General features: G+C 68.4%; 26 protein-coding genes and 3 pseudogenes. 14 read left to right on the forward strand and 15 right to left on the reverse strand.

All coding sequences use genetic code 11. The features are described from left to right. Positions 1 to 139: 139 nt before the first annotated feature. A complete protein-coding gene (locus H293_RS0145240; RefSeq protein ID WP_020124368.1) occupies positions 140 to 415 on the forward strand; it encodes a hypothetical protein in 276 nt (91 codons plus the stop codon). Then, entirely contained in the window at positions 415 to 813 is a 399-nt protein-coding gene (locus H293_RS0145245; RefSeq protein ID WP_020124369.1) for a PIN domain-containing protein, read from the forward strand. Before H293_RS0145240 ends, H293_RS0145245 begins: the two co-directional genes overlap by 1 nt. 326 nt (positions 814 to 1,139) lie before the next feature. On the opposite strand, the gene H293_RS0145250 is transcribed toward H293_RS0145245, so the two are convergent. Further along, positions 1,140 to 2,069: an AraC family transcriptional regulator gene (locus H293_RS0145250; protein WP_020124370.1), complete on the reverse strand. Its 930-nt coding sequence runs from the start codon at positions 2,067 to 2,069 to the stop codon at positions 1,140 to 1,142. Between the two features lie 118 nt (positions 2,070 to 2,187). Here H293_RS0145250 and H293_RS0145255 point away from each other — a divergent pair, with 118 nt between their 5' ends. Further along, positions 2,188 to 2,940 (forward strand): SDR family NAD(P)-dependent oxidoreductase, encoded by a 753-nt coding sequence (locus H293_RS0145255; RefSeq protein ID WP_020124371.1) that lies wholly within the window; start codon positions 2,188 to 2,190, stop codon positions 2,938 to 2,940. 34 nt (positions 2,941 to 2,974) lie between these two features. Here the strand turns inward: H293_RS0145255 and H293_RS54105 are convergent, their stop codons facing one another. The 4 genes from H293_RS54105 to H293_RS0145275 form a co-directional block, all read right to left on the reverse strand. After that, positions 2,975 to 3,199 carry a hypothetical protein gene (locus tag H293_RS54105; RefSeq protein ID WP_158694553.1) on the reverse strand — a complete coding sequence of 75 codons (225 nt, stop codon included), beginning with the start codon at positions 3,197 to 3,199 and terminating at the stop codon, positions 2,975 to 2,977. Positions 3,200 to 3,421: 222 nt separating this feature from the next. Then, a complete protein-coding gene (locus H293_RS53415) occupies positions 3,422 to 3,598 on the reverse strand; it encodes a hypothetical protein (protein WP_020124373.1) in 177 nt (58 codons plus the stop codon). A 524-nt stretch (positions 3,599 to 4,122) separates the two neighbouring features. Further along, positions 4,123 to 4,425, reverse strand: a complete 303-nt coding sequence (locus H293_RS0145270; RefSeq protein ID WP_020124374.1) for a D-alanyl-D-alanine carboxypeptidase — start codon at positions 4,423 to 4,425, stop codon at positions 4,123 to 4,125. A gap of 208 nt (positions 4,426 to 4,633) precedes the next feature. After that, positions 4,634 to 5,500 carry an enoyl-CoA hydratase/isomerase family protein gene (locus H293_RS0145275; protein ID WP_020124375.1) on the reverse strand — a complete coding sequence of 289 codons (867 nt, stop codon included), beginning with the start codon at positions 5,498 to 5,500 and terminating at the stop codon, positions 4,634 to 4,636. A gap of 103 nt (positions 5,501 to 5,603) precedes the next feature. On the opposite strand from H293_RS0145275, the gene H293_RS0145280 reads away from it, so the two are divergent. Continuing rightward, on the forward strand, positions 5,604 to 6,179 hold the full coding sequence (locus tag H293_RS0145280; protein WP_020124376.1) for a TetR/AcrR family transcriptional regulator: 576 nt from the start codon (positions 5,604 to 5,606) through the stop codon (positions 6,177 to 6,179). A 9-nt stretch (positions 6,180 to 6,188) separates the two neighbouring features. Here H293_RS0145280 and H293_RS56285 read toward each other — a convergent pair. Then, positions 6,189 to 6,998, reverse strand: a pseudogene (locus H293_RS56285) (IS5 family transposase). Positions 6,999 to 7,078: 80 nt separating this feature from the next. Here H293_RS56285 and H293_RS51755 point away from each other — a divergent pair. Next, a pseudogene (locus H293_RS51755) lies at positions 7,079 to 7,288 on the forward strand (hypothetical protein); the annotation flags it as partial. A gap of 361 nt (positions 7,289 to 7,649) precedes the next feature. Here the strand turns inward: H293_RS51755 and H293_RS0145295 are convergent. The 3 genes from H293_RS0145295 to H293_RS0145305 form a co-directional block, all read right to left on the reverse strand. Further along, positions 7,650 to 8,432, reverse strand: a complete 783-nt coding sequence (locus tag H293_RS0145295) for an oxidoreductase (RefSeq protein WP_028808776.1) — start codon at positions 8,430 to 8,432, stop codon at positions 7,650 to 7,652. 76 nt (positions 8,433 to 8,508) lie between these two features. Continuing rightward, on the reverse strand, positions 8,509 to 9,087 hold the full coding sequence (locus H293_RS0145300; protein ID WP_028808777.1) for a TetR/AcrR family transcriptional regulator: 579 nt from the start codon (positions 9,085 to 9,087) through the stop codon (positions 8,509 to 8,511). A gap of 536 nt (positions 9,088 to 9,623) precedes the next feature. Then, positions 9,624 to 9,920 (reverse strand): hypothetical protein, encoded by a 297-nt coding sequence (locus H293_RS0145305; protein WP_020124381.1) that lies wholly within the window; start codon positions 9,918 to 9,920, stop codon positions 9,624 to 9,626. Positions 9,921 to 9,984: 64 nt separating this feature from the next. Here H293_RS0145305 and H293_RS0145310 point away from each other — a divergent pair, with 64 nt between their 5' ends. Next, positions 9,985 to 10,227, forward strand: a complete 243-nt coding sequence (locus H293_RS0145310) for a hypothetical protein (RefSeq protein ID WP_020124382.1) — start codon at positions 9,985 to 9,987, stop codon at positions 10,225 to 10,227. Positions 10,228 to 10,631: 404 nt separating this feature from the next. Here H293_RS0145310 and H293_RS61010 read toward each other — a convergent pair whose 3' ends face one another. Then, entirely contained in the window at positions 10,632 to 10,757 is a 126-nt protein-coding gene (locus H293_RS61010) for a hypothetical protein (protein ID WP_020124383.1), read from the reverse strand. Positions 10,758 to 11,049: 292 nt separating this feature from the next. Continuing rightward, positions 11,050 to 11,622 (reverse strand): hypothetical protein, encoded by a 573-nt coding sequence (locus tag H293_RS0145320; protein ID WP_020124384.1) that lies wholly within the window; start codon positions 11,620 to 11,622, stop codon positions 11,050 to 11,052. A 486-nt stretch (positions 11,623 to 12,108) separates the two neighbouring features. On the opposite strand from H293_RS0145320, the gene H293_RS61015 reads away from it, so the two are divergent. The 6 genes from H293_RS61015 (at position 12,109) to H293_RS0145350 (ending at position 17,268) form a co-directional block, all read left to right on the forward strand. Continuing rightward, on the forward strand, positions 12,109 to 12,231 hold the full coding sequence (locus tag H293_RS61015; protein WP_020124385.1) for a hypothetical protein: 123 nt from the start codon (positions 12,109 to 12,111) through the stop codon (positions 12,229 to 12,231). Between the two features lie 600 nt (positions 12,232 to 12,831). Further along, positions 12,832 to 14,505 carry an ATP-binding protein gene (locus H293_RS0145330; RefSeq protein ID WP_020124386.1) on the forward strand — a complete coding sequence of 558 codons (1,674 nt, stop codon included), beginning with the start codon at positions 12,832 to 12,834 and terminating at the stop codon, positions 14,503 to 14,505. A gap of 130 nt (positions 14,506 to 14,635) precedes the next feature. After that, positions 14,636 to 15,055, forward strand: coding sequence for a roadblock/LC7 domain-containing protein (locus H293_RS0145335; protein WP_020124387.1), 420 nt, complete (start codon positions 14,636 to 14,638; stop codon positions 15,053 to 15,055). Then, on the forward strand, positions 15,052 to 15,408 hold the full coding sequence (locus tag H293_RS0145340) for a DUF742 domain-containing protein (protein WP_028808779.1): 357 nt from the start codon (positions 15,052 to 15,054) through the stop codon (positions 15,406 to 15,408). Before H293_RS0145335 ends, H293_RS0145340 begins: the two co-directional genes overlap by 4 nt. Then, complete coding sequence (locus H293_RS0145345; protein WP_020124389.1) at positions 15,389 to 16,006, forward strand: GTP-binding protein; 618 nt, start codon at positions 15,389 to 15,391, stop codon at positions 16,004 to 16,006. The genes H293_RS0145340 and H293_RS0145345 overlap by 20 nt, the downstream gene beginning before the upstream one ends. Then, complete coding sequence (locus tag H293_RS0145350) at positions 16,003 to 17,268, forward strand: cytochrome P450 (RefSeq protein ID WP_020124390.1); 1,266 nt, start codon at positions 16,003 to 16,005, stop codon at positions 17,266 to 17,268. The genes H293_RS0145345 and H293_RS0145350 overlap by 4 nt, the downstream gene beginning before the upstream one ends. Positions 17,269 to 17,338: 70 nt before the next feature. On the opposite strand, the gene H293_RS0145355 is transcribed toward H293_RS0145350, so the two are convergent. From H293_RS0145355 to H293_RS0145365, 3 genes and pseudogenes are all read right to left on the reverse strand, one after another. Next, positions 17,339 to 18,565, reverse strand: coding sequence for a cytochrome P450 (locus H293_RS0145355; RefSeq protein WP_020124391.1), 1,227 nt, complete (start codon positions 18,563 to 18,565; stop codon positions 17,339 to 17,341). A gap of 493 nt (positions 18,566 to 19,058) precedes the next feature. Then, positions 19,059 to 19,523: pseudogene (locus H293_RS0145360) on the reverse strand (transposase); the annotation flags it as partial. 137 nt (positions 19,524 to 19,660) lie between these two features. Then, entirely contained in the window at positions 19,661 to 20,800 is a 1,140-nt protein-coding gene (locus H293_RS0145365) for a glycosyltransferase (protein ID WP_020124393.1), read from the reverse strand. 91 nt (positions 20,801 to 20,891) lie between these two features. On the opposite strand from H293_RS0145365, the gene H293_RS0145370 reads away from it, so the two are divergent. Then, the gene (locus H293_RS0145370; RefSeq protein WP_199790274.1) at positions 20,892 to 21,542 is read left to right on the forward strand and encodes a TetR/AcrR family transcriptional regulator; all 651 of its coding nucleotides are present in this window, start codon (positions 20,892 to 20,894) and stop codon (positions 21,540 to 21,542) included. A 222-nt stretch (positions 21,543 to 21,764) separates the two neighbouring features. Here H293_RS0145370 and H293_RS0145375 read toward each other — a convergent pair whose 3' ends face one another. Beyond that, positions 21,765 to 22,085, reverse strand: coding sequence for a PQQ-dependent sugar dehydrogenase (locus H293_RS0145375; RefSeq protein WP_020124395.1), 321 nt, complete (start codon positions 22,083 to 22,085; stop codon positions 21,765 to 21,767). 436 nt (positions 22,086 to 22,521) lie between these two features. Here H293_RS0145375 and H293_RS0145380 point away from each other — a divergent pair. Continuing rightward, a partial coding sequence (locus H293_RS0145380; protein WP_020124396.1) for an alpha/beta fold hydrolase occupies positions 22,522 to 22,806 on the forward strand: 285 nt, incomplete at its 3' end.

Here is a 22,806-nt window from a genome sequence, read left to right on the forward strand (position 1 = left end):
CGGCTGGCCGTCCGACGCGGGGCCCGACCTTCTCGAACGCGCACTTTTCAGCCTGCCGCCGTCTTCTTTCCAGGCCGGCGGCTCCGCACCACGCCACGAATCCTCTACCAGCGGTAGAGGAGAGGGGTAGAGTACGGGTATGGCAGCAGACGAGACGAGCATCAAGGTGAGCACAGCCGCGCGGGACCGGCTCGCCCAGCTGGCGACCGAGCACGGCACCACCATCCGCGGCCTGGTGGAGGACCTCGCGCAGGGCACTCCGACCCAGGCCGAGTACGCCGAGCGGGCCGAGCTGGCCCGTGCCGAGCTCGCCGCCGCCCTCGGCCACGCCCCCAGCCCGGAGGCTGAGGCGAAGGCCCGGGCGCTGCTGGAGCGCCTGGGCGCCGCCGCGCACGGCCCGCAGGCGGCCGCGTAGTGGCGGCGATCTCGGTAGTCCTGGACCACACGACCGCCGCCGCCTTGTACGACCCGAAGGACCCGTTCAACGAGGCGGTCGCCGCGTTCTACGTCCAGGCCTCGGGCGGACTCGGTGACCTGTGTGCGCCGGTGCTGTCCCTGACTGCCGGCGACGCCGAACGGCCGGGCCTGCTCGGCTACATCAAGGGGCTGCGGTTCATCCGGATCGAGGCGTTCGACACCGACGCCGCGGTCACCGCCACCGAATTGCTGCGCTTCGGGCACTCCTGGCCCGCCGTCCATGCCATCCACAGCGCCCGCCCCTCCGCCGCCCACCCCAGCGGACGGTTCCTGCTCACCCTGACGCCGAAGGCGTACGCGGGCACCGGCGTCCAGGCGGTCCACCCCGGCCAGTAACCGTCACCGCTCTCGTCCGCCGCCGTCTGACAGCCGCCCGCGCAGGGGGCTGCGCGGGCCGTCGGCGAGCTGGAAGCGGTTTCCGTCCCCCGTCGTCTACGTCAGCAGGAACCTTCGCGGCAAACCCCAACCCGTCGGCCCTCGTCCGCCGTCGGCCCGCGCCGTCACCCGCCGAATCCTCACGAACCCCCATGCCCTGCCCGAAGGCGACCGGATTCAGCTCAAGGCCGTCCTGGCCAACTGCCCCGAAGCCATGTCAGAACCGGTCCCAAGACGCCTACGCACCCTGATGACCTCGGTCTTCGGTCTGGAGAAGGAGCTCGGTGTCACTTCGTACGGTTCGACGCGTCGCGGAAATGTTTGGGTGAGGAGCCAGTCACGCGGCGGAACGCCGTGCTGAACGCGCTCTCGGATTTATAGCCTGTCGCGAAGGCAAGCTCAGAAATTGATCGTGTTCCGCGGCTCAGGGCATCGCGGGCAAGGCTCATCCGCCACTGGATCAAGTACTCCCGTGGTGCGGTTCCGACCTGCTTCTTGAAGGTCGAGGCGAAGTTGGAACGTGACATGCAGCTGATGCCGGCAAGCTCATCGAGTGTCCATGGGTGCGCCACGTCTGCGTGCATGGCGCGCAGTGCGGCACTGATGGCATCGTCGGTGAGTGCTCTCAGCCAGCCAGTGGGCCGATCGGCCTGACCGGCGTGAGCGCGCAGCATGTGGACGAACAGGATCTGCGCGAGATGCTCCAAGACGAGAGAGCTGCCGACGGCAGCGGCCTCAACCTCGGCCACCATGAGTTCACCCAGCTGCCGCAGGAGCCTAACGCGAGGATCCATCGCACGTACATGCACGAGCAGGGGCAGAACATCAGTGAGGAATGGGGTGTTCGCCCCCTCGAACGAGAAGTGTCCACCGCACAGGTATGTGTCTTCCTCGGCCTCGGGTCCGATGCGCAGGGCGTCGTCCGCGGTGCTCCCCCACAGCGACTTCGCAGCCCGTGGTTTTGCGGTGAGCGTGCTCGCCAGGACATAGGGCGGGGGGTTAATCAGCAGGTAGGCGTCGCCCTCTTCCAGCAGTTCGGGTTCACGTCCATCGAGGACCAGCCAGCATTCGCCGCGCGCGACGAAGCCAAGCTTCACGTGCGGGAACCGATCGAAGCGCAGGGCCCACTCCCCAGCGGCATGGAGGCTGGGTTCGATCACGGTGCGAGGACGTAGAAGGCCGATGGCGTCGGCGATCAGGTCGTTGGAGCCGAGCACTACCCCTCCTGGACGATGCATAAAGAATCGCAGATGTTACGTGATGCATCGTAGTGCCGTGCTGTTACAGGATCGCTGTCATCAGACAGTTCAGCGCAGTGGCTATGGAGGCATTCACATGGGACAGCTTGAAGGCAGGACGGCCGTGGTCACCGGAGGAAGCACCGGAATCGGCCTGGCCACCGCCGTGCGGCTGGCAGCTGAGGGCGCATACGTGTTCATCACCGGTCGTCGCAAGGCCGCGTTGGATGCCGCCGTCGAAACCATAGGAGCGTCCACGGCCACCGCAGTGGCGGGGGACATCACCAAGACGAACGATCTGGATCGGCTCTATGACGCGGTCCGGGCCCGGGGCCGAGGTGTGGACGTGCTCTTCGCCAACGCGGCGAGCGCTGCGTTCGTGCCCCTGGAGCAGATCACCGAAGAGCACTTCGACCAGACCTTCGGAGCCAACGTCCGGGGCACACTGTTCACCGTCCAAAAGGCTCTCCCGCTGCTCAATGACGGCGCCTCAGTCATCCTGACCGGTTCCACCGCTGCGGACAACGGCATGCAGGCGTTCACTACGTACGCAGCCTCCAAGGCCGCCATCCGGTCGTTCGCGCGCACGTGGTCCTACGAGCTCAAGGACCGTGGCATCCGGGTCAACGTGGTTTCGCCGGGCGGGGTCGAGACTCCCGGAGCCGTTGACATCCAGGGTGGCGATGCGTCGTTTGCCGCCTTCAAGAAGCAAGTCGCCGCGAAGGTGGTGAAGGGCCGCATAGGCCGCCCCGAGGAAGTCGCCGCCGCCGTGGCGTTCCTCGCCTCCGAACAGAGCAGCTACATCGTCGGCGCCAACATCTACGTCGACGGCGGACTGAACCAAATCTAAGACGCACGCCACTCACACCGAGGGCGCACGGCGCTCAGCCGGGCGCCTCCGGAGGCAAAGTCGTCGCCGCGCCGCGTCCTGCGGCCGCCATTCGCATGCGGGGCCGGCGCAGCACGCCGTGCCCCTGTCCCACGTCTTCCCAGGTGGCGGCGACCACCTGCAGGCACAGCTCGGCTCCCTGCCAGGTGTCCGCTGCCAGCAACACCGACCCGCTGCGCCACGGCACGGCGGCCAGACGGCGGGCGATCCGGTCAGGCACCGGGCCGACCGTGCCCACCAGGACCACCCGGACCGCTTCGGCGGCGGTGGCCAGGGCCTGTGGTCACTGACGGCCCGGATCGTCAATACGCATGCCGCAGGCGAGATCCAGGCCCGCGGCCTGGGTGGCGAGGCTCTCAGGTGCGGAATCTCCACCGCCGCGCAGTCGACCGCGCCGGCGAAAGCTAGTGGTCGGCCGGCGCGCCGCACTTGAAGAAGCTCGTCACGGAGATGGTTGGCGCAGGAGGTCGGGACGCGCGTCGGCGAGGTCGAAGGCCCGCCTGAGGCCTTCCAGGATTGCGGGTTCGATGCGGTATACGCGGGCCCGGTCGTCCAGCTCGAGCACGTTGGTCCGGTTGTCCGGGCCGATCCGGCGCCGGACCGCACGGACGCTGGTCAAGGCCCCGCCGATCTTCCCTTGGGGAATCGGCGTCTCGGGATGATTACTGAAGTGCTTCCGGATGTCCTCGCTCGTAGGAGGTGGGTGCCGGCCAGCTCGACCACGCGGCGTAGCACCGTCCGGGCGCCGGGCATCACGGTCGCGACGGTCCCGAGCAACAGCCGATCCGTCCAGACCTGCCCCAACTGCTCGCTGCTCGCTGCTCGCTGCTCGCTGCTCGCTGCTCGCTGCTGAGGGATTCCGGGCCCGGCCGCACCTGCGAGCAACAGCGGGGGCATCCGGCCAATTGCTCGCCACGGCGCCGAAGCCCTTTGCGTGGGGCAGGAACTTCCACGGAATGCCCGTATCGAGCACGAACAGGCCCCGGGACAACACCTTCCGGTCATCCAGAAGGAGTCCGGTCGCCGTCGCTGCATGCGTCCAGGCGGCGGCCTCCAGGTGTGGCGATGGTTGGACCGCCGCCGCACCCCCGGGGTGAATCGGCCGGCATCAGCGGCTCGATCCGCTCCCCTGCAGATCAGTGATCACCGGCGGGACACGCCCATCCGGTCAACGGTTCTGAGCATCGTGTGGATGACGCAGGAAAGCTTCGGCGACAGGTGTCGTGCGACCGACACCTCCGTGCGCTCCGCCGTGCGGCGGGTGACATCGCCGTCCACGGTGACTCCGTCGGCGGCGAGTTGCTCGGTGAACACCTGCCCCGCGTCGAGAGAGGTGTCCATGGACTGGTACCCATCGACCACGAGGGCGCGGACCGGGGCGACGGAGGCCGGGTGGTACCCGTAGTTCCAGCCATTGGCGACGGAGGGGACCAGCCGCTGGCGCACCGTACTTGGGCAGGGTGTGCACCCGGTGGGCGAGGCACGACCGCACCCTGTCGAGGAAGGGGCCACAGGCGTCGCGGCCGGCCTGTCGAGCAGGGTGATGCGGACGCAGCGCCTATGACGAGTGCGCCGTCTCGGGGTTGCGCATGCTGAAGGGCGGATCTCCCCGAGGGTACGGTCACGGTGGGCCTGCGCGGTTCAGGCGGTGGCTTCAGACACGGGTCTCGTTGAGGATCTCCTCCAGACGACGTTCGCCCTCACGTGTCTGGGCTCCAGCCGCGAGCAACTTCTGGGCGAGCGTGGCGGCGTCAGGCGTGAACAGACTGGTCAGCACCTCGTTCTCGATGGTCAGCCCTTCCTCCGTGACTGGGGCGGCAGCGGCGTTGACGGCAGTCTTGACCGCAGCGACGATCTCCGGACGCAGTCGCGCGATGCGGCGGGCCAGAGTGTCGACGAAGTCGTCGAGCTTGTCGGCCGGCAGGGCTCGGTTGACCAGCCCGTAGGCTGCGGCGAGCTCGGCGTCGACGAGCTCGCCGCCAAGGATGAGCTCCAAGGCCCGGGCCCGCCCGGTGAGCTTGGTGAGGTACTGCGTGCCGCCGCCGCCGGGGATGATGCCCATGAGTGTCTCCGGCTGGGCCTGTCCGGACTTGCCTATCGCGGCGAACCGCATGTCCAGGGCCATCAGGAACTCGTTGCCGCCGCCGCGGGCGAGGCCGGCGAGCTTGCCGATGGTGACCTGCGGCAGCGAGCGCACCTCCTCGTGCACCACCTGCATGAGGTTCATTGTCGGCGGCACGGCTGCGTCGGGAACGGCCGCAATGGCCGCGCCGGCCGCCTCGACGGCCGTCTGCGGGTCGGTGATGAAGCCCATGTCACCGTGCGCTACGAAGAAGTCGGGGTCCGCGCTGTCGAACACGACCACCCGGACAGCGCTGTCGTGTCGCACTCGGGCGATGAAGGCGCGCAGCGACGGCAGCAGTGTGGCGTCGGCCAGGTTCAGCGGCGGGTTGTCGATGGTGACGGTCGCGACACCGTCGGAGAGGCTCACGTGGATCCCCGCCAGCTCTTGGTACGACATGGCGAACTTCTCTCTGTATGGGCAGGCCCGGGTGGCCTTCGACCCTAATGGACGAACGTTCATTAACGTTACGTCATTAATGGTCGGGTGTACAGTAAGGTCCATGCCGAAGCCAGCAACGACCAGGAAGAGGACTCGGGACCCCGAGGCCAAGAGGGCGGCGATCCTCGACGCGGCCCGCGCGACCTTCGCGGAACTGGGCTACGAGAGAGCGACGATCAGAGAGATCGCCAAGCGCGCAGGTGTCGCCAACGGCCTGGTCACGCTCCACTTCTCGAGCAAGGAGAACCTCTTCATCGCCGCGGCGGCCCCCCAGCAGATCGTCCAAAACGTGGCCGGCGACCTGGAGGGGCTCCCACGACGGGTCGCGAGTACCTTCATCCAGCAGATGGAGTCGGGTGAATTGGCCGAGTCCTTCACCGCGTTGCTGCGCAGCTCGACCAGTGACCGCACCGCGGCACAGGAGTTGCAGCGGGCCATGCGCGAGCAGAGCATCACCGCCTACCGGCAGGTGTCCTCTGACGATGACGCGGAAGCGAAGGTCGAAATGATCGTCGCCATCCTTAACGGCGTCGCTCTCGGCCGCTACGTGCTGGCCGACGGCCTCCTGGCCACGATGAGCCCGGAGGAAGTCATCGATCGCACCACAGAACTGGTGCGCACCGTGGTGCTCGGATAACTGATCGTTTCAGAATGCGGTGCGTAGCCGTCTCAAGCAGGTGATGGCGCAGGCGAGTTGGAGGAGTCCCTGGTGGATGTCGGCGCGTCTCTCTGAGCGGATGCGCAGGCGCTTGAACTGATGCAGCCACGCAAAAGTTCTCTCTGCCACCCAACGGTCTTGCCCAGGCCGGAGCCGTGCGGGGCACGGCGTCGGGCGATCTTCGCAACGATGCCGTGGACCCGTAGGAGTCGGCGGTACCTGCGGAAGTCGCAGCCTCGGTCGGCGTGCAGGCGCTTCGGCTTGTGGTGAGGACGGCCACGCCGACCCCGGATGCGCGCAATCGCGTCCAGGAGCGGGATGAGCTGGGTGATGTCGTGCTGGTTGCCGCCCGTCAGCGAGACGGTGAGCGGGGTGCCGTGGCGGTCGACGATCGCATGGTGCTTGCTGCCGGAACGGCTGCGGTCGACCGGCGAAGGCCCAGTGTGCGCCCCCCTTTGAGCGCCCTGACGTGCGAGCCGTCGATCGCGCGGTCGTCCATGTCCAGCATGGCTGGCACGTCGCAGCTCGACGAGCAGCTCCTCATGCAGGCGGGGGGCCATACCCCGGTCTCGGTCCAGTACCGCGCCACCGCCGGCAGGTGACCCCGGGGTAGCCGATCCGTTCGGACGGGACGTCTGCCCCTGACACGCCCTTACGCAGGACATACACGATCCCGGCCAGGGCAGTACGGTCGTCGACCGGCTTCCGTCCAGGAAGCCGGTGCCGCCGCGGCGGCCGCGCCGGAATCAGCGGGGCTATCCGCTCCCACAGGTCATCGGGCACAAGATCGCTGTGCACGCCAGGAGGCGTGCCGGAACAAGCGGTTGAGGAGGCCGAATCAGCCCGGCATACTCGCCCGATGAGCCGCAGCACAACGCAGGTGGAGCGCGACCATCATCACCCTCGCCCAGGTCGAGATCCTCATGAGGCGATGGGCTGCCCGTGGGGAAGCCCTCGCAGGCCGCTACTTCTGGTGCTCGGACGGGCTCATCGTCCGTGATGCCGGCATCACCAACATGACCCAGGTCCTCGCCGGTCTGATCCGGAACGGCGAGTTCACACGGATCCTTCGACGCCTCGACGACTGACAACTGCCCGGCCTCCACGTCTCATTCTGAAACGATCAGTAAGGCGGGCTCGCAGCCCATCGTTCAAGATCGGCCTGCCCATGCCGTTTCCTCGGGGCACCCCGTGTCCTGACGGTCGCACCGTACAACCGGGCCGAAGTTTGATCACCAGGACACGGACAGCGGCACCTCACGACGGTGCGCCACCACCGAATGTGGGACAGGGCCGTTCATGTGACAGACCCGCAGCGCGCTGCGCATCTGTCCCTGGCTTGGCCGGAGGGTTCTGTCTCACAGTCGTGTCATGTCTTATGGCTGCGGGACGGACGCCTCTCGTCCCGCAGCCATGCGAATCAGCCCCGCCCCCGTGGGACTCCATGATTCAGAGCGTCTTGAGGGTGCCACCGTCGATGATGTAGTCGGCCCCAGTGATGTTGCCTGCGACGTCGGAGAGAAGGAACGCGATCAAGGCCGCCACTTCCTCGGGTTCGGTCATGCGGCCGGTAGTGATGTTGAGAGCCTCCGGGAGCTGCTGAAGGTACGCGGCATGCTCCGCCCCGGCTCCGGCTGCCACCTTGCCACCGAATCCCTCAGGGTCCTCCCATAGGGAAGTGCGGGACACTCCGGGAGAGACGGTGTTCACGCGCACGCCCTGGGGCCCGAACTCCTCGGCCAGGGACTTGCCGAGGGCAGCCAGGGCCGCCTTGGCCGCGCTGTAGGCGACCGGGCCGGCGGCGGGCAGCCGTGAGTTGATGGACGAGACGTTGACGATCGACCCACGGCGCTCGATCAGGCTCGGGAGAGCCGCGCGGGCGGCACGGACGGCACTGAGCAGGTTGAGGTCGAGGATGCGGATCCACTGGGTGTCGTCGGTGTCGAGGAAGCCGATGGGCTCCACGTCGTCCCCGCCTCCGACGTTGTTCACCAACAGGTCGATGCCGCCCAGCTCGGTGAGGGCGCTGTCCATGAGAGTGGCGACGCCTTCGGCGGTGCTCAGGTCGGCCGACACCGTGTAGGCGCCGGTTTCCTTCAACTCGGGCGTAATGGTGCGGGCGGCGCCGACGACGCGAACGCCTTCGGCTGTGAGAGTACGAACGGTGGCGAGCCCGATGCCCCGGCTGGCACCGGTGACGACGGCCGTCTTGGCGGTGAGATTGAGGTGCACGACACTCCAGTTCTTGAACTTGAAGTACAAAATGAGAAAGCAGTTGCTCCAGGTGGAGCAAGTGCTGCGGTTCGGGTTAGAGAGAGTCGACCGTCGCGTCGATCACTCGGACAAGCCGATCAGGACTTTCGGTAACACGTGCCATGATCCGCAGGCCCACGAGTGTGTTCAGCAGCAGGCTTCCCAGGGCCGCGGCATCACGTTCCGGCGCGATCTCTCCCGAGCGTTGCCCCTCTTCGATCAGCGCGCGGAAGACGTCCTCGGTCCGGGCGAACATGCGCTGGACGAGCTCGGTTGCCACCTGGTCCGTGCCGGCGAGTTCTGCCGCCGTGTTCACGGCCATGCAGCCCCGACGGTCCGGGTCGGCGAGGTCCATCTCGGCAAGGAACCCCAGCGTCTTGCGCAGACGCGCCTTGACCGGACCGGACTCCTCCAACATCTCCATGAGAACAAGGGCCTGACCGTCGCGATAGCGGCGAAGGGCCTGCTCGAACAAAGCGCGTTTACTGCCGAAGGTGTTGTAGAGGCTGCCCTTGCCGATGCCGATAGCGTCGACGAGGTCCTGCGGCGTGGTCCCGGCATACCCCTTCCGCCAGAACACGTCCATGGCGTGGTCAACGGCGGCATCGGGATCGAACTGCTTGGGTCTTCCCACGATCAAAACTCTAGCATCATTCTTGACCTGGAAGTCAAGAAGTGAAGCTCCGCAGTTGCTGCACTGCTGTGGCAACGCGTGACGGGTTGGGTGGCGCCAAGGGCTCGGGCGGTCTCGCCGAGCGTCGGATAGGGCAGCGCCGCCGCGAAACGTTCGAGTCGTTGCCAGCCGAAGGAGCAGGTGAGAGCGGACCGCAGGATAGCGGGAAGCGCCTCGGCTTCGTCGGCGGCGCGGAGGGCGGTGATGTGGCTGGCTGGCTCCGCGGCGTGGTCGGAGGGGGATGTTGTGGGTGCGGGCCCAGCGGGCCATGTGCGCGGTGCTCATGCCGGTTTCGCGCGCGAGGTCCGAGAGGGTTCGGCGGCGGTGAACGCACTGTTTGATGAGCCAGTCCCGTTCGATGGTGCCGCGAGCTTTGCAGTCCTTGGGGCCCTCGCGGAGCGGGATGCCGTACTCCTTGGCAAGGTCGGTCAGCATCCCGCGGGAGGAGCCTGTGGGAATGGCGACGGTGTACTGACCTGCCATGGTTCGGGCTGCGGTCAGGGAGTGTCGCCGGAGTAGTACAGGCGACAGCTCACGCCCGGGCCGGGTGTGCGTGGTTCGCCTGGGCGCGTGTCGTACAGGGCGCGGCCGCCAGGCCACCGCGACAGTTCGGTGGACAGGGCGACACCGTCGTCGACTTCCTCGGTCCGCCATCCGTGGATGTCCAGCAGCAGGCCGTCCAGCGGTCCGCCGACCAGCGCGGCGTAGGTCCGGTGCGGGAGCGGGCCGGGGTTGGCGTCGTCGTGGTCCGCGCCGTAGACCCGGCCCTTCAGCAGTTGCTCATCGCCGTTCATCTGATCAGCGTTGCAGCCGCCACCGACAACGCGGGCTCGCCCAGGCCGGCTGAGGCTTGCCCGCGTGGCCGGTGGCGGCTTGCCCGCCTCAGGTGCGGAAGCGGGAGAGCCAGCCGTCGGCCTTCTGCGCGGCGGCCTGCACCTCTGCCTGCGGGCGCAGGCGCTCCTGCTCCTGGCGCTCGCGTTCGTCGGCTTCGGCCTGCTGCGCGGCGGCGACGTCCCGGAGGCCATGTTTATAGGCATGGTGGCGTTTCTACCGGTTGGCGACGACCCGGTACGCATGTCAGTGACGCCCGGCTGTCCCTGACCTGTAGATGAGGGTGTGGGGCACCCACGTCGCTCCCACCCCCAGCGATCTTTCGATCCGTGTCTCTGTCTGCTGGCCGGGCAGCTTCAATGACGTTGACATGCCTCAATCCTTCAATAGAGGCGAACTCCAGCAGTGGCCGGGAGTATGGGGCCTCGCCAGCGTGACCCACTACGACATCACCGTCTCCCCCAGGCCGGACAATCCGATGCTGATCACGCCCACCCCGTCGAACGTGGGTCGCGGGTGCCCACCCGGTGCGTGTCCGCCGCGGATGGGACATCCAGCTCAACGACACCCGTCCTGGCACTACGCACCGAGAAGCGATGACTGGACGGTGCCCCCGGACCGGGACGGACTGAGACGCAGCGGCGGTACGCCCGCAGCGGGGTAGAGGTCGCGCATTACCGGGTACGGGTGTGCGCCCCGAGCATGTGCCGCCGGTCGACGGTGTCGACTACGACCAGGTCGTCGCCGAGAATCTGGAGCGGTCGCCGCAGGCGGTGGCCCGTGAGGTCCTCGGAGAGCACCGGCCTTCGGGATGCCCGCTCGCTCCGCCGAACGGGAGGGTGCGGGAGGTGTGCGGAATGCCGCGGCCGACTCGGGGATGGCCCCGACACCCGCACCTCACTCACCCCGTAACGCGCCGGAAGTGCCGCATCCCGAAGGTGTGCACCGATTTCCCCTCCCACGCCTCGCCAGTCTGCGCCGAACGGGCGAACCAGCCGACTCGCTCTCTGTGGGGCATGGGCGCGGGAATGTCTGCCCCAGCACGCCGTCTTCACGGCGTACCGGCGCTCTCGAAACCACGAAATGCCAAGGTCAGGCGGCGAATCCCACGGTGGTGACGTATTCGTACTGGCCCCATTGAGAGCCGAGGTCGACGACCAGGTCGACCCAGGCGTCGTCGAGTTCCTGGTCGTCGCCGGCCGCCCAGGCCGCAACGATGCGGTCCCAGCGGCGCACGTTCATCGAGCGGAACTCCACCGGCCGCTGACGCGGCCGCGAGACCTGGGACTGATTGAGGGGATGGATCTCGACACGGGTGCCGCGGCCGTCGCGGTTGAGGCGGGCGGTCAGGTAGCGGGCGACGTTCTCCCGCCGCACGGTGCGATACGCCTGCTCGATGCGCTCGAGGTTGCGTCGGGACGGCGTGCGGACGCCGTCGAGCCAGGCGCGCAGGGTGCGGTCGGTGACGGTCAGCCCGGCCGCGCGGGCCGCCGCCCGGGCGTGGGGGGTGCGGGTGAGGTAGTGCAGGCGGGCCAGGAGGCCTCGCCGGGCGGTGACGGGAGTGGCGATGTAGCCGGCCAGCGCGTCCAGTTGGCGGGCGACGGCCTCGTGGCCCTTGATGCCACGGGCGCCGTACTTGCCGAACTCGATGTTTCGCTCAGGCATCGCTTCTTCCGGTCCTCGGGGTGAGGATCACTGTAATGCTCTGCCGGGGGCAGGTCTCGTCGTCCGTCTGGGTGCTCTGGAACAGGAGCTCGGCAGCTTATCGGCACTGAGGGTGCTCCACGGGGGCCGACGGACGAGCGGGCTCCACGCGCGGTGCGATGGCGTGGACGGCGCCCTGGATGCAGCCGCGAGCGTAGCTGCCAGAGGTGCACGTGTTCGTCTCCCGCGTCAGGCGGCGGGGTGCTGTGGAACTCCCGGGGCCGACGGTTGGAGCCGGAGCAGGGCTGGCTGCACGGCAGGCTGTGGCCATGGGCGGCGACAGGGGCCAGCGGCGTAGCAGCCACCGGACACGCCGACGAAAGCGTCCCGGGCAACGTCAGGTTGGGTCGGGGCTGTCGCGCGGAGAGCTCCGGAGGTTCCGGGTGGAGCCATTGGCCTGAGGGCGTTCGCCGCACCCGGTCAGAGTGATGTTGGTGAGGGGCTCTGTTGTTTTCGCCGGCGGGCCGGGGCCTGTACGCCCCGAGCGCTGACGACTGGCGGAACTGGCTGCTGCTCACCATGGACGGCGTCGTCCCGTTCAATCCGTGCAACTCCGTGCCCGCCCTGTGACGCTGGACTGTCCGCCAAGGGGTGGCTGAAAGCAGCGTTGCCTCGTTGTTCTGCCGTGAGCTGGGGCCGCGTTGGTAGAAGGCCGATGAGGCGGGGAGCGCTTTGCGCCCCCTCGGTGCGCCGCAGGGCGGGAGTCGCGGTCCGCTGACAGGCTGCTCCTGCCGAGCGTTTGCGCGGGTCTCGGTCAGGCACAGCTCAAAACTTGGCTGAAAACATGCGCGGAACGAGCCACCCGCGCACCCCGCGGACGGGTGAGGCGCTCGCCGAGCGCTCCGGATCGCCTAACTCCGTATGGTCAAGATCGGTCCGCTTCAGGCAAAGGTGCATATCACAGGCACCGGTGGCGAAGGCTGTTTTCCGACTAAGTGAACTCGTGTGAGGGAACGAGACGTTGCTGTGCTTCCGCAACTCAAAAGGGTGACTAGCATGAGCGGCATGCGTGAGCCGGAAGCGCACCGTCCGTGATGGGCTGCCCTTCGGAACGCCGACGACGCCCAGTCGTCCACCTCCTGCTCGTACGAACCGAGGGACCGCGGAATGCCAGTGTCTGCTCGCTCCCGTCAGCGTCGACGTGGGAAAGGGGCGAGTTCGTCTTCGGCCGTGTTCCCGGTCGTCCTGCTCGTGGCGGCAGGAGGTGCCGCCGCTGCCGCCGTTTCCGCTCCCGAGGCGGCCCGCTCCTGGGTGCTCGGCACGGCGATCGCCGCCTGGAGCTGCATCGCTTTCGTCACAGCCACTGCCTCTTATCTTGTGCATCGTGCCCGTCGGCAGGCGGCCGCCCGGGACAGCGAGCTCGGGATGACCATGGACAACTGGAAGCAGCAGGCCACCGAGGTCGTCCAGCTCGTCAACGTGGGTATGCCAGGGGTTGCGCAGCAGCTGAAAAGCGGCGCTAGCGCGGAGGAGGCGGTCTCCCAGGTCGCCCCTCCGTCCGATCCGCAGCTGCGCCAGATGCTGGACACTTTCGCCGGGGAGCTCGGCGCGTCGGTGGCGCGGGCCTCCACCGCCGAGAACGAACTGCGCACCTTGCGCAGCGAACTGGCCAAGGGGAAGGCGGAACTCGAGCGGCTGACGGAGGAGACGCTGCCCGCCGCGGTGGCCCTGCTACGGGAAGGCAGTTCCGGCAACACCGTCCTCACCAAGTTCGACTGGCCGCAGAATCCCCTGGTCCGGGAAACGGCCGAGTGGTTCGTCCGTGAACTCGCTTACAGCGAAAGGCGTTCCGCCGCTGCCCAGGTCGCGTCCGCGAAGGCGTTGAGCCGGGTGCAGTCCAAGACCGTCGCGATGCTGGCCGATCTGCGGGGGATGCAGGAACGACATGGCGGGGAGGTCTTCGGTGACCTGTTGCGCCTGGATCACAGCACCTCGCAGCTGGGTCTCATGACGGACCGGCTGGCCCTGTTGATGGGCGGCCGTTCCAGCCGCGTGTGGAACAAGCCGATCGTCATGGAGAGCATCCTGCGCGGAGCCGTCGGCCGCATCGCCGCCTACCGGCGGGTGCGCCTGCACTCCTCCAGCAAGGCGGCCATCGCGGGCTTCGCAGCCGAAGGTGTGATGCACCTGCTGGCCGAACTCATGGACAACGCCGCGAACTTCTCGCCGCCCATCGACGAGGTTCATGTCTACGTGGAAGAGCGCAGCGCCGGCCTCGTCGTCACCATCGAGGACAGCGGCCTGAAGATGTCGGACGCCGCCATGCGCCGTGCCGAGGAGTCCGTGTCGGGCCGCATCACCGACCTCGCCTCGCTCCAGGGCACCCGGCTCGGCCTGACCGTCGTGGGACGGCTCGCCGAGCGGTACGGCATCAGCGTGAACTACCGGCCGTCCTCGCGTGGCGGCACCGGCGTCGTCGTCCTGCTGCCTCCTCAGCTCCTGTCTCAGCAGCGTGAGCCCGTCGTCGAGCGTCCGCGGCGCGCCGCCGAGGCCCCCGCCGCGCCGACGCCCTCCGTGGAAGCCGTTGAGACTCCGGTCCCGCGCTCCCGACCGGCAGCGCCTGTGGAGCCGGTTGCGCCCGTGGCCGACGCAGACGCGCCGACAGGCCGGGGCACGGCAACCGGCAACGCACTGCCCGTGCGGGCCCCCGGCCGGACGATGGCCGCAGCCGAGCGCGCGCGGCCGAAGGCCACGTCGGCCGCCTCGGACGAGCCGGGGGAACCAGCACCCGCTCGCGACGCCGGAAGCAGGTTCGGCGCCTTCCACCGTGCCCGGCACGGCGGTGGCGTACCGGACGACTCCGTCAGCCCGCCCTATGACGGGCCCGAGTCGTCGGCTGAGTGAGCCGACACCCCACCTCTTGGCCTGCGCACACCGCGCGGGCAGCCACCCACCCAGTACCTCGTCGTCGTATTCGATGGATTGGAGGAACGGGCCGGGCGACCGTCGACCGGTCACGCCCGTCCCGATCACCATGGAGACCACTGACAACAGCCTCACCTGGCTCCTGATGAACCTCTTGGAGCGCACCCCGGGCACGCGCCATGCGCTCGTCCTGTCGCGGGACGGCCTGAAGCTGTGCTGGACGGAGCACATGACGCTCGACCAGGCCGACCAGTTGGCGGCCATCTGCTCCGGCATCCAAGCCCTCGCCCAGGGCGCCTCCGTCGAGTTCGGGGACGGATCGGGTGGCGTGCGGCACTCCATGACCGAATTCCACGGCGGCCTGCTGTTCATCGTGGACGCCGGCGAGGGCGCGCACCTGGCGGTCGTCGCGCAGGAGGACGCCGATCCGGGAGTCGTCGGCCACCAGATGACGGAACTGGTCGAACAGATCGGTGAGCATCTGAGGGCCGAACCGCGCACGCCCGCCGTCCGGGGTGCCCACGCGTGATCCGTAAACCCGTGGATGTCGGGGATCCCGACCGGCTCTACATGGTCACCGGCGGGCGCAGCTCGGCTGACGACTCGTTCGACCTGGTCACGCTGATCGTCAGCGAGAGCGAGCCGAGCAGCGGCATGCAGTCCGAGCACGTGAGGATCCTTGAGCTCTGCCGGCACCCCACGGCATTGGTGGAGATCTCCGCCGAGCTCAAGCTGCCCATCACGGTCACCCGCATCCTCGTGGGCGACCTTCACGACATGGGCAAGATCAGCGCCCGTCATCCCCGCGCCGCCGAATCCGTCGCGTCGCTTCCCGAAACCGCCTTGCTCCAGGAGGTCCTCAATGGGCTCCGCAACCTCTGAGCTCCCCTCCCAGCGCACACCGCTGGCCGATGCCGCCGAGACCGGTCTGAAGATCGTCGTGGTGGGCGGGTTCGGGGCCGGCAAGACCACCCTGGTCCGTTCGGTGAGCGAGATCCGGCCGCTGAACACCGAAGAGGTGATGACGCAGGCGGGGCAGGACGTTGACGTGACGGCCGGTGTGGAGGGAAAGACGACCACGACGGTCGCCTTCGACTTCGGCCGCATCACCCTCAACGAGCGCATGGTGCTCTACCTGTTCGGCGCTCCGGGCCAGGAGCGGTTCTGGTTCCTGTGGGACCGCCTGTTCTCCGGGACGCTGGGCGCGGTCGTCCTCGTCGACACGCGCCGCATGGAGGACTGCTGGTACGCGATAGACCGGCTCGAACACCACAAGACCCCGTTCGTGGTGGCCGTGAACCGCTTCGACGGCGACGAGAACCACCACTCGCTCGAACAGATCCGCACGGCCCTCGCGCTGGGTGCGCATGTGCCGATGGTCGACTGCGACGCCCGGGTCAGGTCCTCGGGCAAGGAGGTCCTCATCGCCCTCGTCGACCACCTCTACTCAATGGCACTGTCCCAGGAGAGCACACCGTGAGCGATCCCACCGGCTCCCCCTCCGCGCCCACCCCGCCCCCCGGCTGCCCCGCGCATGACGCCGCGGTGCAGTTGGGCGGCCTGGAGTACCAGCAGACGCCCTCCCAGCTGTACCGCTCGCTGCGCCGGGAGCACGGGGCGGTTGCGCCGGTGCTGCTCGACAACGACATCCCCGCCTGGCTGGTCCTCGGCTATCCCGAGGTCTCCTTCGTGACCAGTCATGACGAACTGTTCGCGCGGGACTCGCGGCGATGGAACCAGTGGGACCACATTCCGGCGGACTGGCCCCTCCTGCCGTTCGTCGGCTACCAGCCGTCCGTACTGTTCGCCGAGGGGGAGGAGCACCAGCGCCGAGCGGGTGTCATCACCCAGGCCCTGGAGGGCGTGGACCAGTTCGAGCTCTCCCGCGAGTGCGAACTGATCGCCGATAGGCTGATCTCCTCGTTCTCCGGCAGCGGTCAGGCCGAGTTGATGAGCGCGTACGCGCACGCGCTGCCCGCCCGAGGCGTGCTGTGGATGTGCGGCATGCCGCAGGACAGCACCGACACCGAGCAGCTCGTCGACGACCTGAGGATTTCGCTCGACGCCGGCGAGGGCGACGACCCGGTGGCGGCGTACACACGGGTCGGCGCACGGATCATGCAGCTGGTGAAGGAGAAGCGCGAGCGACCCGGGCCGGACGTCACCTCCCGGATGCTGCTGGATCCGGCGGGGCTCAGCGACGAGGAGATCGTGCAGGATTTGATCTCCGTGATCGCGGCCGCGCAGCAGCCGACGGCCAACTGGATCGGCAACACACTGCGACTGCTGCTGACCGACGAGCGATTCGCGCTCAACGTCTCCGGCGGCAGGGTCAGCGTGGGAGACGCGCTGAACGAAGTGCTGTGGCTGGACACACCGACCCAGAACTTCATCGGCCGCTGGGCCGTGCGCGACACCCAGCTCGGCGGACGCCTCATCCGCGAGGGAGACTGCCTGGTGCTGGGCCTCGCGGCCGCCAACACCGACCCGCAGATCTGGCCCGACTCGCACGTCGGCGCGGAGAACTCGGCACATCTGTCCTTCAGCAACGGCGAGCACCGCTGCCCTTACCCCGCACCGCTGCTGGCGGATGTGATGGCCCGTACGGCGGTGGAGACGCTCGTGGAGCGCCTCCCGGACCTCGTTCTCGCCGTCGAACCCGAGGAACTGACGTGGCGTCCGTCGATCTGGATGCGCGGACTGACTTCTCTGCCGGTGCAGTTCACTCCCGCGGTGCAGTAGCCGTCCCCCCGGCCTCCGCCCCCCGTTTCGGGAGGAGCGGAGGCGAAAACGGCCCCGCCGACAGCGGTGTTCAGCTACCGGTCGGGGTGAAGCGCACCGGCAGCGACTGCGGGCCGCGGGTGAACACGCCCCGCTCCACCGGCTCGAACCCGTCGGCGAAACGCACGTCGGGCATCGCGTCGAGCAGCTGGTTCATGCCGGTTTCGACCTCCGCCTTGGCGAGGAGCGCACCGACGCAGAAGTGGCGGCCGAGCGCGAAGGCCAGGTGGTCGGCCGCTGCCGAGAAGGCCGAGGTGGTGGTGAGGTCGGTGCGGAAGATGTCGAACCGGTCGGGTTCGCGGTAGCGCTGTTCGTCCCGGTTGGCGGCGCCGATGAGGCACGTCACGGTGGCGCCGGCCGGGATGGTGCCGCCGGTGAGCTCGACCTCGGTGGCCGACTGCCGCATGATCATGTGGACGGGCGGGGTGTAGCGCAGGGTCTCGGCGAAGGCCGCGGGTATCAGGCTGCGGTCCTCGCGGACTGCCGCCAACTGGTCCGGGTGCCGCAGCAGGTTGGCCAGGATGCCGGCGATCGCCTTGTCGGTGGTCTCCCCGCCTGCGGCGAGCAGCAGGCTGCAGAACGCCTTGATGTCCTCGTCACTCATGCGCACGCCGTCGACCTCGGCGGCGCACAGTGAGGACAGCAGGTCATCGCCCGGACGCTCACGCCGCTCCCGGATGATCGGGATCATGTACTCGGCGAACTCCACCCGGGTTCGCTCGCCCGCCGCGGTCACCTCGGGGTCGCCGGAGAGGTTGCCGAGGAAGGCGATCACGGTGGTGTACCAGCCGTGGAAGCGGGCGTGGTCGGCCTTGTCGAGGCCCAGCATGTCCGCGATGACATTGACCGGAAAGCGGGTGGCGTAGTCGCTGACGATGTCGGCGGTTCCGGTGTGGCGGAAGGCGTCGATGAGTTCGCGGGAGTTGCGCTCGATGACGGGCATGAACTTCTCCTGCAGGTCGCTGCCGCGGAAGGCGGGTGCGACCAGCGCGCGACGGACAGCGTGCTCGCGGCCGTTGAGCTGGAGGATCGTCTTGCCGTGAACCGGCTCGAGCTGCCAGTTGTAGTTGTCGGTCGTGAACTCCGCCTTTTTGTCCTTGAAGACGCGTTCGACATCCGCGTAGCGGGAGATGATGTAGCTCTGCGTGGCCTCGTGCCAGATCAGGGGTTCTTTCTCCCGCATCGCCGCGTAGGCGGGGTAGGGATCCTCGGCGAACTCGGGCGACAGGATGTCAGGTACCTGCTGGGCGGTGGACACGAGACTCCTCAAGGGTAGATGCCTGTGCTCTGCACCAGATTAATGATCTTCCAGTGGCTCAAAAAGGCCAGTCCTGGCCGAAGTTGAGCGAGGAATCAGTCGGGGAGACCGGGCGAAACGGCCGTCCGGACCCTGGCGAAGCCGTGGCATCCTTCCGGCTGCAGCGTGCTCGTGTGCTCGTCGATGACCGCATTCGCGTTCGCGCTGACCAAGGACGTTTTGGTGGCCGCCCACATGAGGTGCCGGGACCGTTGGCCTGAAGCACCGACTGGCTCTCAGCCGCGCTTTCTGTCGCTCATCGGTGGCCTGCGCTGGGACTGTCGCCCGTCTCCGGGGCCAACGCCCCGTCACGGCGACGTGTGCAGGGTGGTGCCAAGTCAATCCGACTCGTCCTCACACCCAAGACGCAGGCAGGAGATCAGGAAGAAGGTTCCACCGAGGACCGCGTAGCCGGCCACGCTGACCAGGGTCGGATCCGGTACGGATGCCTCACCTTGTGCTTGGAGGCCCTGGCCTCGAGCTTGGTGCCGTCCAGGGCGACGCGGCCCAGCCTGACCGTGCCCAGCTTCTGCGCCAGGTGCAGCGACTGGGTGAACAGACCCGCGAGCGCGTCCAGGTGGCGGCGGCGGAACCGGGCGATCGAGCAGAAGTCCGGGGCCTGGTCGGCGGACAGGAGCCGGAACGCGACATCGTCGTCGGCGCACTTTCGCTCGATCGCGCGGGACGAGCGGGTGCCGGTGGTGTAGCCGCAGATCAGCAGCCGCACCATCAGCCGCGGGTCGTAGGGCGGGTAGCCGCGCTTCTCGGTGCAGTTGGCCAGGACCGGACCGAGGTCGAGTACGTCGTCGACCAGGTCGGCGACGAACCGGGCCAGGTGATCCTCGGACAGCCACTCGTCCAGCGACGGCGGCAGCAGCAGGACCTGGGGCGGATCGAAGGCTCGGAATGTCTTGTCCACCGTCGCCGGACGGCCCTGCGGCTGCTTCTTCTCGACCGACTCAACCTCGAACAGCCCATCGCCACCACGCATACCGAGATCATCCCGCATGAATGATCACGAACCGCAGACGGGTTGCCGGTTGATGAGACACGCTCCTAGCGCACGGCGGACGTGTGCGGGACGCGCTCCCGCAGCGCCGACCACACCTCGTCCGGCGAAGGACGTCCCGCCAGCCGCTCGGACGCGGCCTGCGCTCCCGCCCGTAGGCCCGGCTCGTGCAGCATCGTGCGTACGGATGACGTCACGTCCGCCGGGTCCTCACCGGAGACGACGCCCGCTCCGAAGCCCGCGACAGCGGCCGCCACGATCGGTTGGTTCGCGATGCGCGGCACGAACGCCATGGGCAGACCGCGGGAGAGCGCGGCGAGCGTGGTCCCCGAACCGCCGGCGGCGACCACCGCCTGGACCCGGTCCAGCAACTGCCCGATGGGAACGAACGGGACGGCACGCACTCGGCCGGGATCGCTCTCGACGGCCTCCGGCGGCACGGTGAACCCGGTCGTGACCAGGGCGTCGGCCCCGGCGTCGAGCACACCCCTGACAGCCGCGTTGAGCAGGGTCAGATCCTCCACGACCGTGCCGAGGGTCACCAGCACGACCGGGCGCGTCCCGTCGAAGGCCGGGATATCGGCCACCTCAGCGGTGTCGTGCGGAGTGGCCCGGATCGCGAGCGTGGCCTCACCGCGAGGAGCTGTCGGCTCGCTCTCGAGCCACTCCGGCCACAGCTGGACGGTGGCCAGCGGGGCAGGCGCCGTGAGTTCACGCTGGGTCAGCGCTCGCACCAGGCCGGCCCGCAGCGTCTCGTCGACCGCTGTGGCCGGGCTGTGTACAAAGGTCACCAGGGGTATGCCGAGCTGCCGCGCGACCAGCGGCGCGACGTAGTCCCACATCTCCGCGACGATGACGTCCGGGCGCTCGTCGGTGACCAGCGCGCGCAGTGCGTCGAAGGCCATGTCTGCCCGGACCGTCGTGAACATGGCGACGGTTGCCTCGAGCAGCTTGGAGCTGTCGACACGGTAGCCGAGAACGTCCTCCCCGAAACGGTTGTTGGTCTCGGCGAGCACTACGGGCAGCGACGGCCCGAGGTCACGCATGGTCAGGTCGCCGGCTGTGCCGTGCAGTTCCTTCGACGCGGCGACGACCACCTGGTCCCCGGCCGCCACAGCCGCCCTGGCCAGCGGGACCATCGGCAGCAGATGACCGTATGCGGGAAAGGTGGTGAAGAGCGCTTTCATGACGGCAGGGGTGTCCCTTCGTGGACAATAGAGCATGGTCTATTCATCAGAGTAGACTCTAGTGAACAGTAGCCCGGGTATGATCAACGATGTGTCGGACGCGAGAGATGACCCTGCTCCCCGGGGCAGGAGAGCCGAGTACGCCCAGGCCACCCGCCGTGCGATCCTGGACGCGGCTCGTGAACTGTTCGTGCGGAAGGGCTACTTCGGCACGAAGGCGGAGGAGATCGCCCGGGCCGCCCGGGTCTCGCCGGCCACCGTGTACGCGGTGGGCGGCGGGAAGAACGGATTGCTCCGCACCCTGGTCGAGTCCGGCGTCGCAGCCGAGGACATTCCGGAAATCCTCGACCGGATCCAGTCGTTCACCGAGCCGCGCGAGCTGATCCACTTCATCGTGCGTGTCACCCGGGTCAAGTTCGAGGAGTGGTCCGGGCTGATGCGACAGGTCGCCGCCGCCGCTCCCCAGGAGCCGAGGGTGCGGGAGATCCAGCTGATCGCGCACCAAGGACTGCGCGGCGGGCTGGCGCTCGCGGCGGACCGCCTCGCCGCGATGGGCGCGCTCCGCGCGGGTGTCGACGTCGCGCGGGCCGCCGACGTGCTCTGGATCCATCTGTGCAATGCCGCTTACTTCGTCCGTACCGACGACCTCAGCTGGTCACTGGACGAGTCCGAGGTATGGCTCAACGAAGCACTGCCCGCCGTCCTGCTGGCCGACGGGACCACGCCCGGCGAGGCGGTTTAGCGCTCCGAGCAGAACGGGCGGCCGGCCCGCCGTGTCTGGCACCGCGCCTCGCCGTGGTGCCGCTTCATCCGAGTACGCCCGGCACGGGGGACGAACCGACGTGTTGCCACGCACGGACCGGACACCGCGGGCTGATGACCGGCCGCCCATCCTGCTCGGAGCTCTGAGGACTCCGTCCACGGCACGAGTCCGGGCCCGCGCCCAGGGCGGCCGGATCCCGGATCAGCTGACGGCGCTCAGAATCCGGTCGTCGGTGGCGGTGGGCGTGCCGCGGCCGTCCGTGTTGCTGGTGGTCAGCAGCAGCGTGTGGTCGTCGACGGCGACGACGGTCCGCAGCCGGCCGTGGACCGAGGTGAAGAACGTTTGCAGGGGCGCGGCCGCCCTCGTCCCGTCCAGCGCGATCCGCCGCAGCCGCTCACCGCGCAGCGACGCCATCCAGAGGGAGCCCGCCGCACAGGCGAGGCCCGAGGGTGACGCCTGATCGGGGTGCCACTGCGCGAGGGGATCGATGTACCCCGGGCGGTGCGCGATGCCCTCGACCACCGGCCGGCCGAGGACGGAGCCCCCTCGGGACGCTGCCCTGACGTCGTGACCTGCAGCTTCTCGCCCGTCTGATGCAATTCCCGAGGGCTGCCTGCCCTACTGACCGCTAGTGGTCCCTCCGACCTCCTGGCCGGCGATGCCTTGTCACCGCATTGTGTGGTGCTGCCACCGTGGAGTCGTCGCCGAGGGCGAGACCCGTCGCACCGCCGCCCGGGAATCTGCCCAACCTCCTCAACCCAGAAGGCGATCTGCAGCACCGCTTCCCGCCCTCTGACGACACCCATCTAAAAGCTTCCATAACGGCCCAACTAGACACTCGGCGCCCTGACGGGCTGCACGCCAGTCGCAGAACCCGGGCCAGATCAGGTTGCTTATATAAGTAACTTGATCTAAGGTTCCTTGTATCAGCTTCACACCGCACGAGAAGAGGGAAGCGATGAGTAAACCGATCGCAGCCGGCAGCCTGCGCCCCACCCGCACCGAAACCGCCACGGTCCACGTGAGTTCCCTGGGCTCGGTGGACGTGACCGTCCAGGACCGCGACCGCACCCGCCCGTACCTGCTGCTCCATGGCGGGGGCGGCCCGGCGACCATGACAGGTTTCGCCGACCTGCTGGCCGAGCGGACGCAATCCCGTGTCTTCCTGCCCACGCACCCCGGCTTCAACGGCACCCCGAGGAACACCGCACTCACCAGCGTCGCCGACCTGGCGAAGGCCTAC

The sequence above is a fragment of the Streptomyces canus 299MFChir4.1 genome (genome assembly GCF_000383615.1).
Lineage (GTDB): Bacteria > Actinomycetota > Actinomycetes > Streptomycetales > Streptomycetaceae > Streptomyces > Streptomyces canus_C.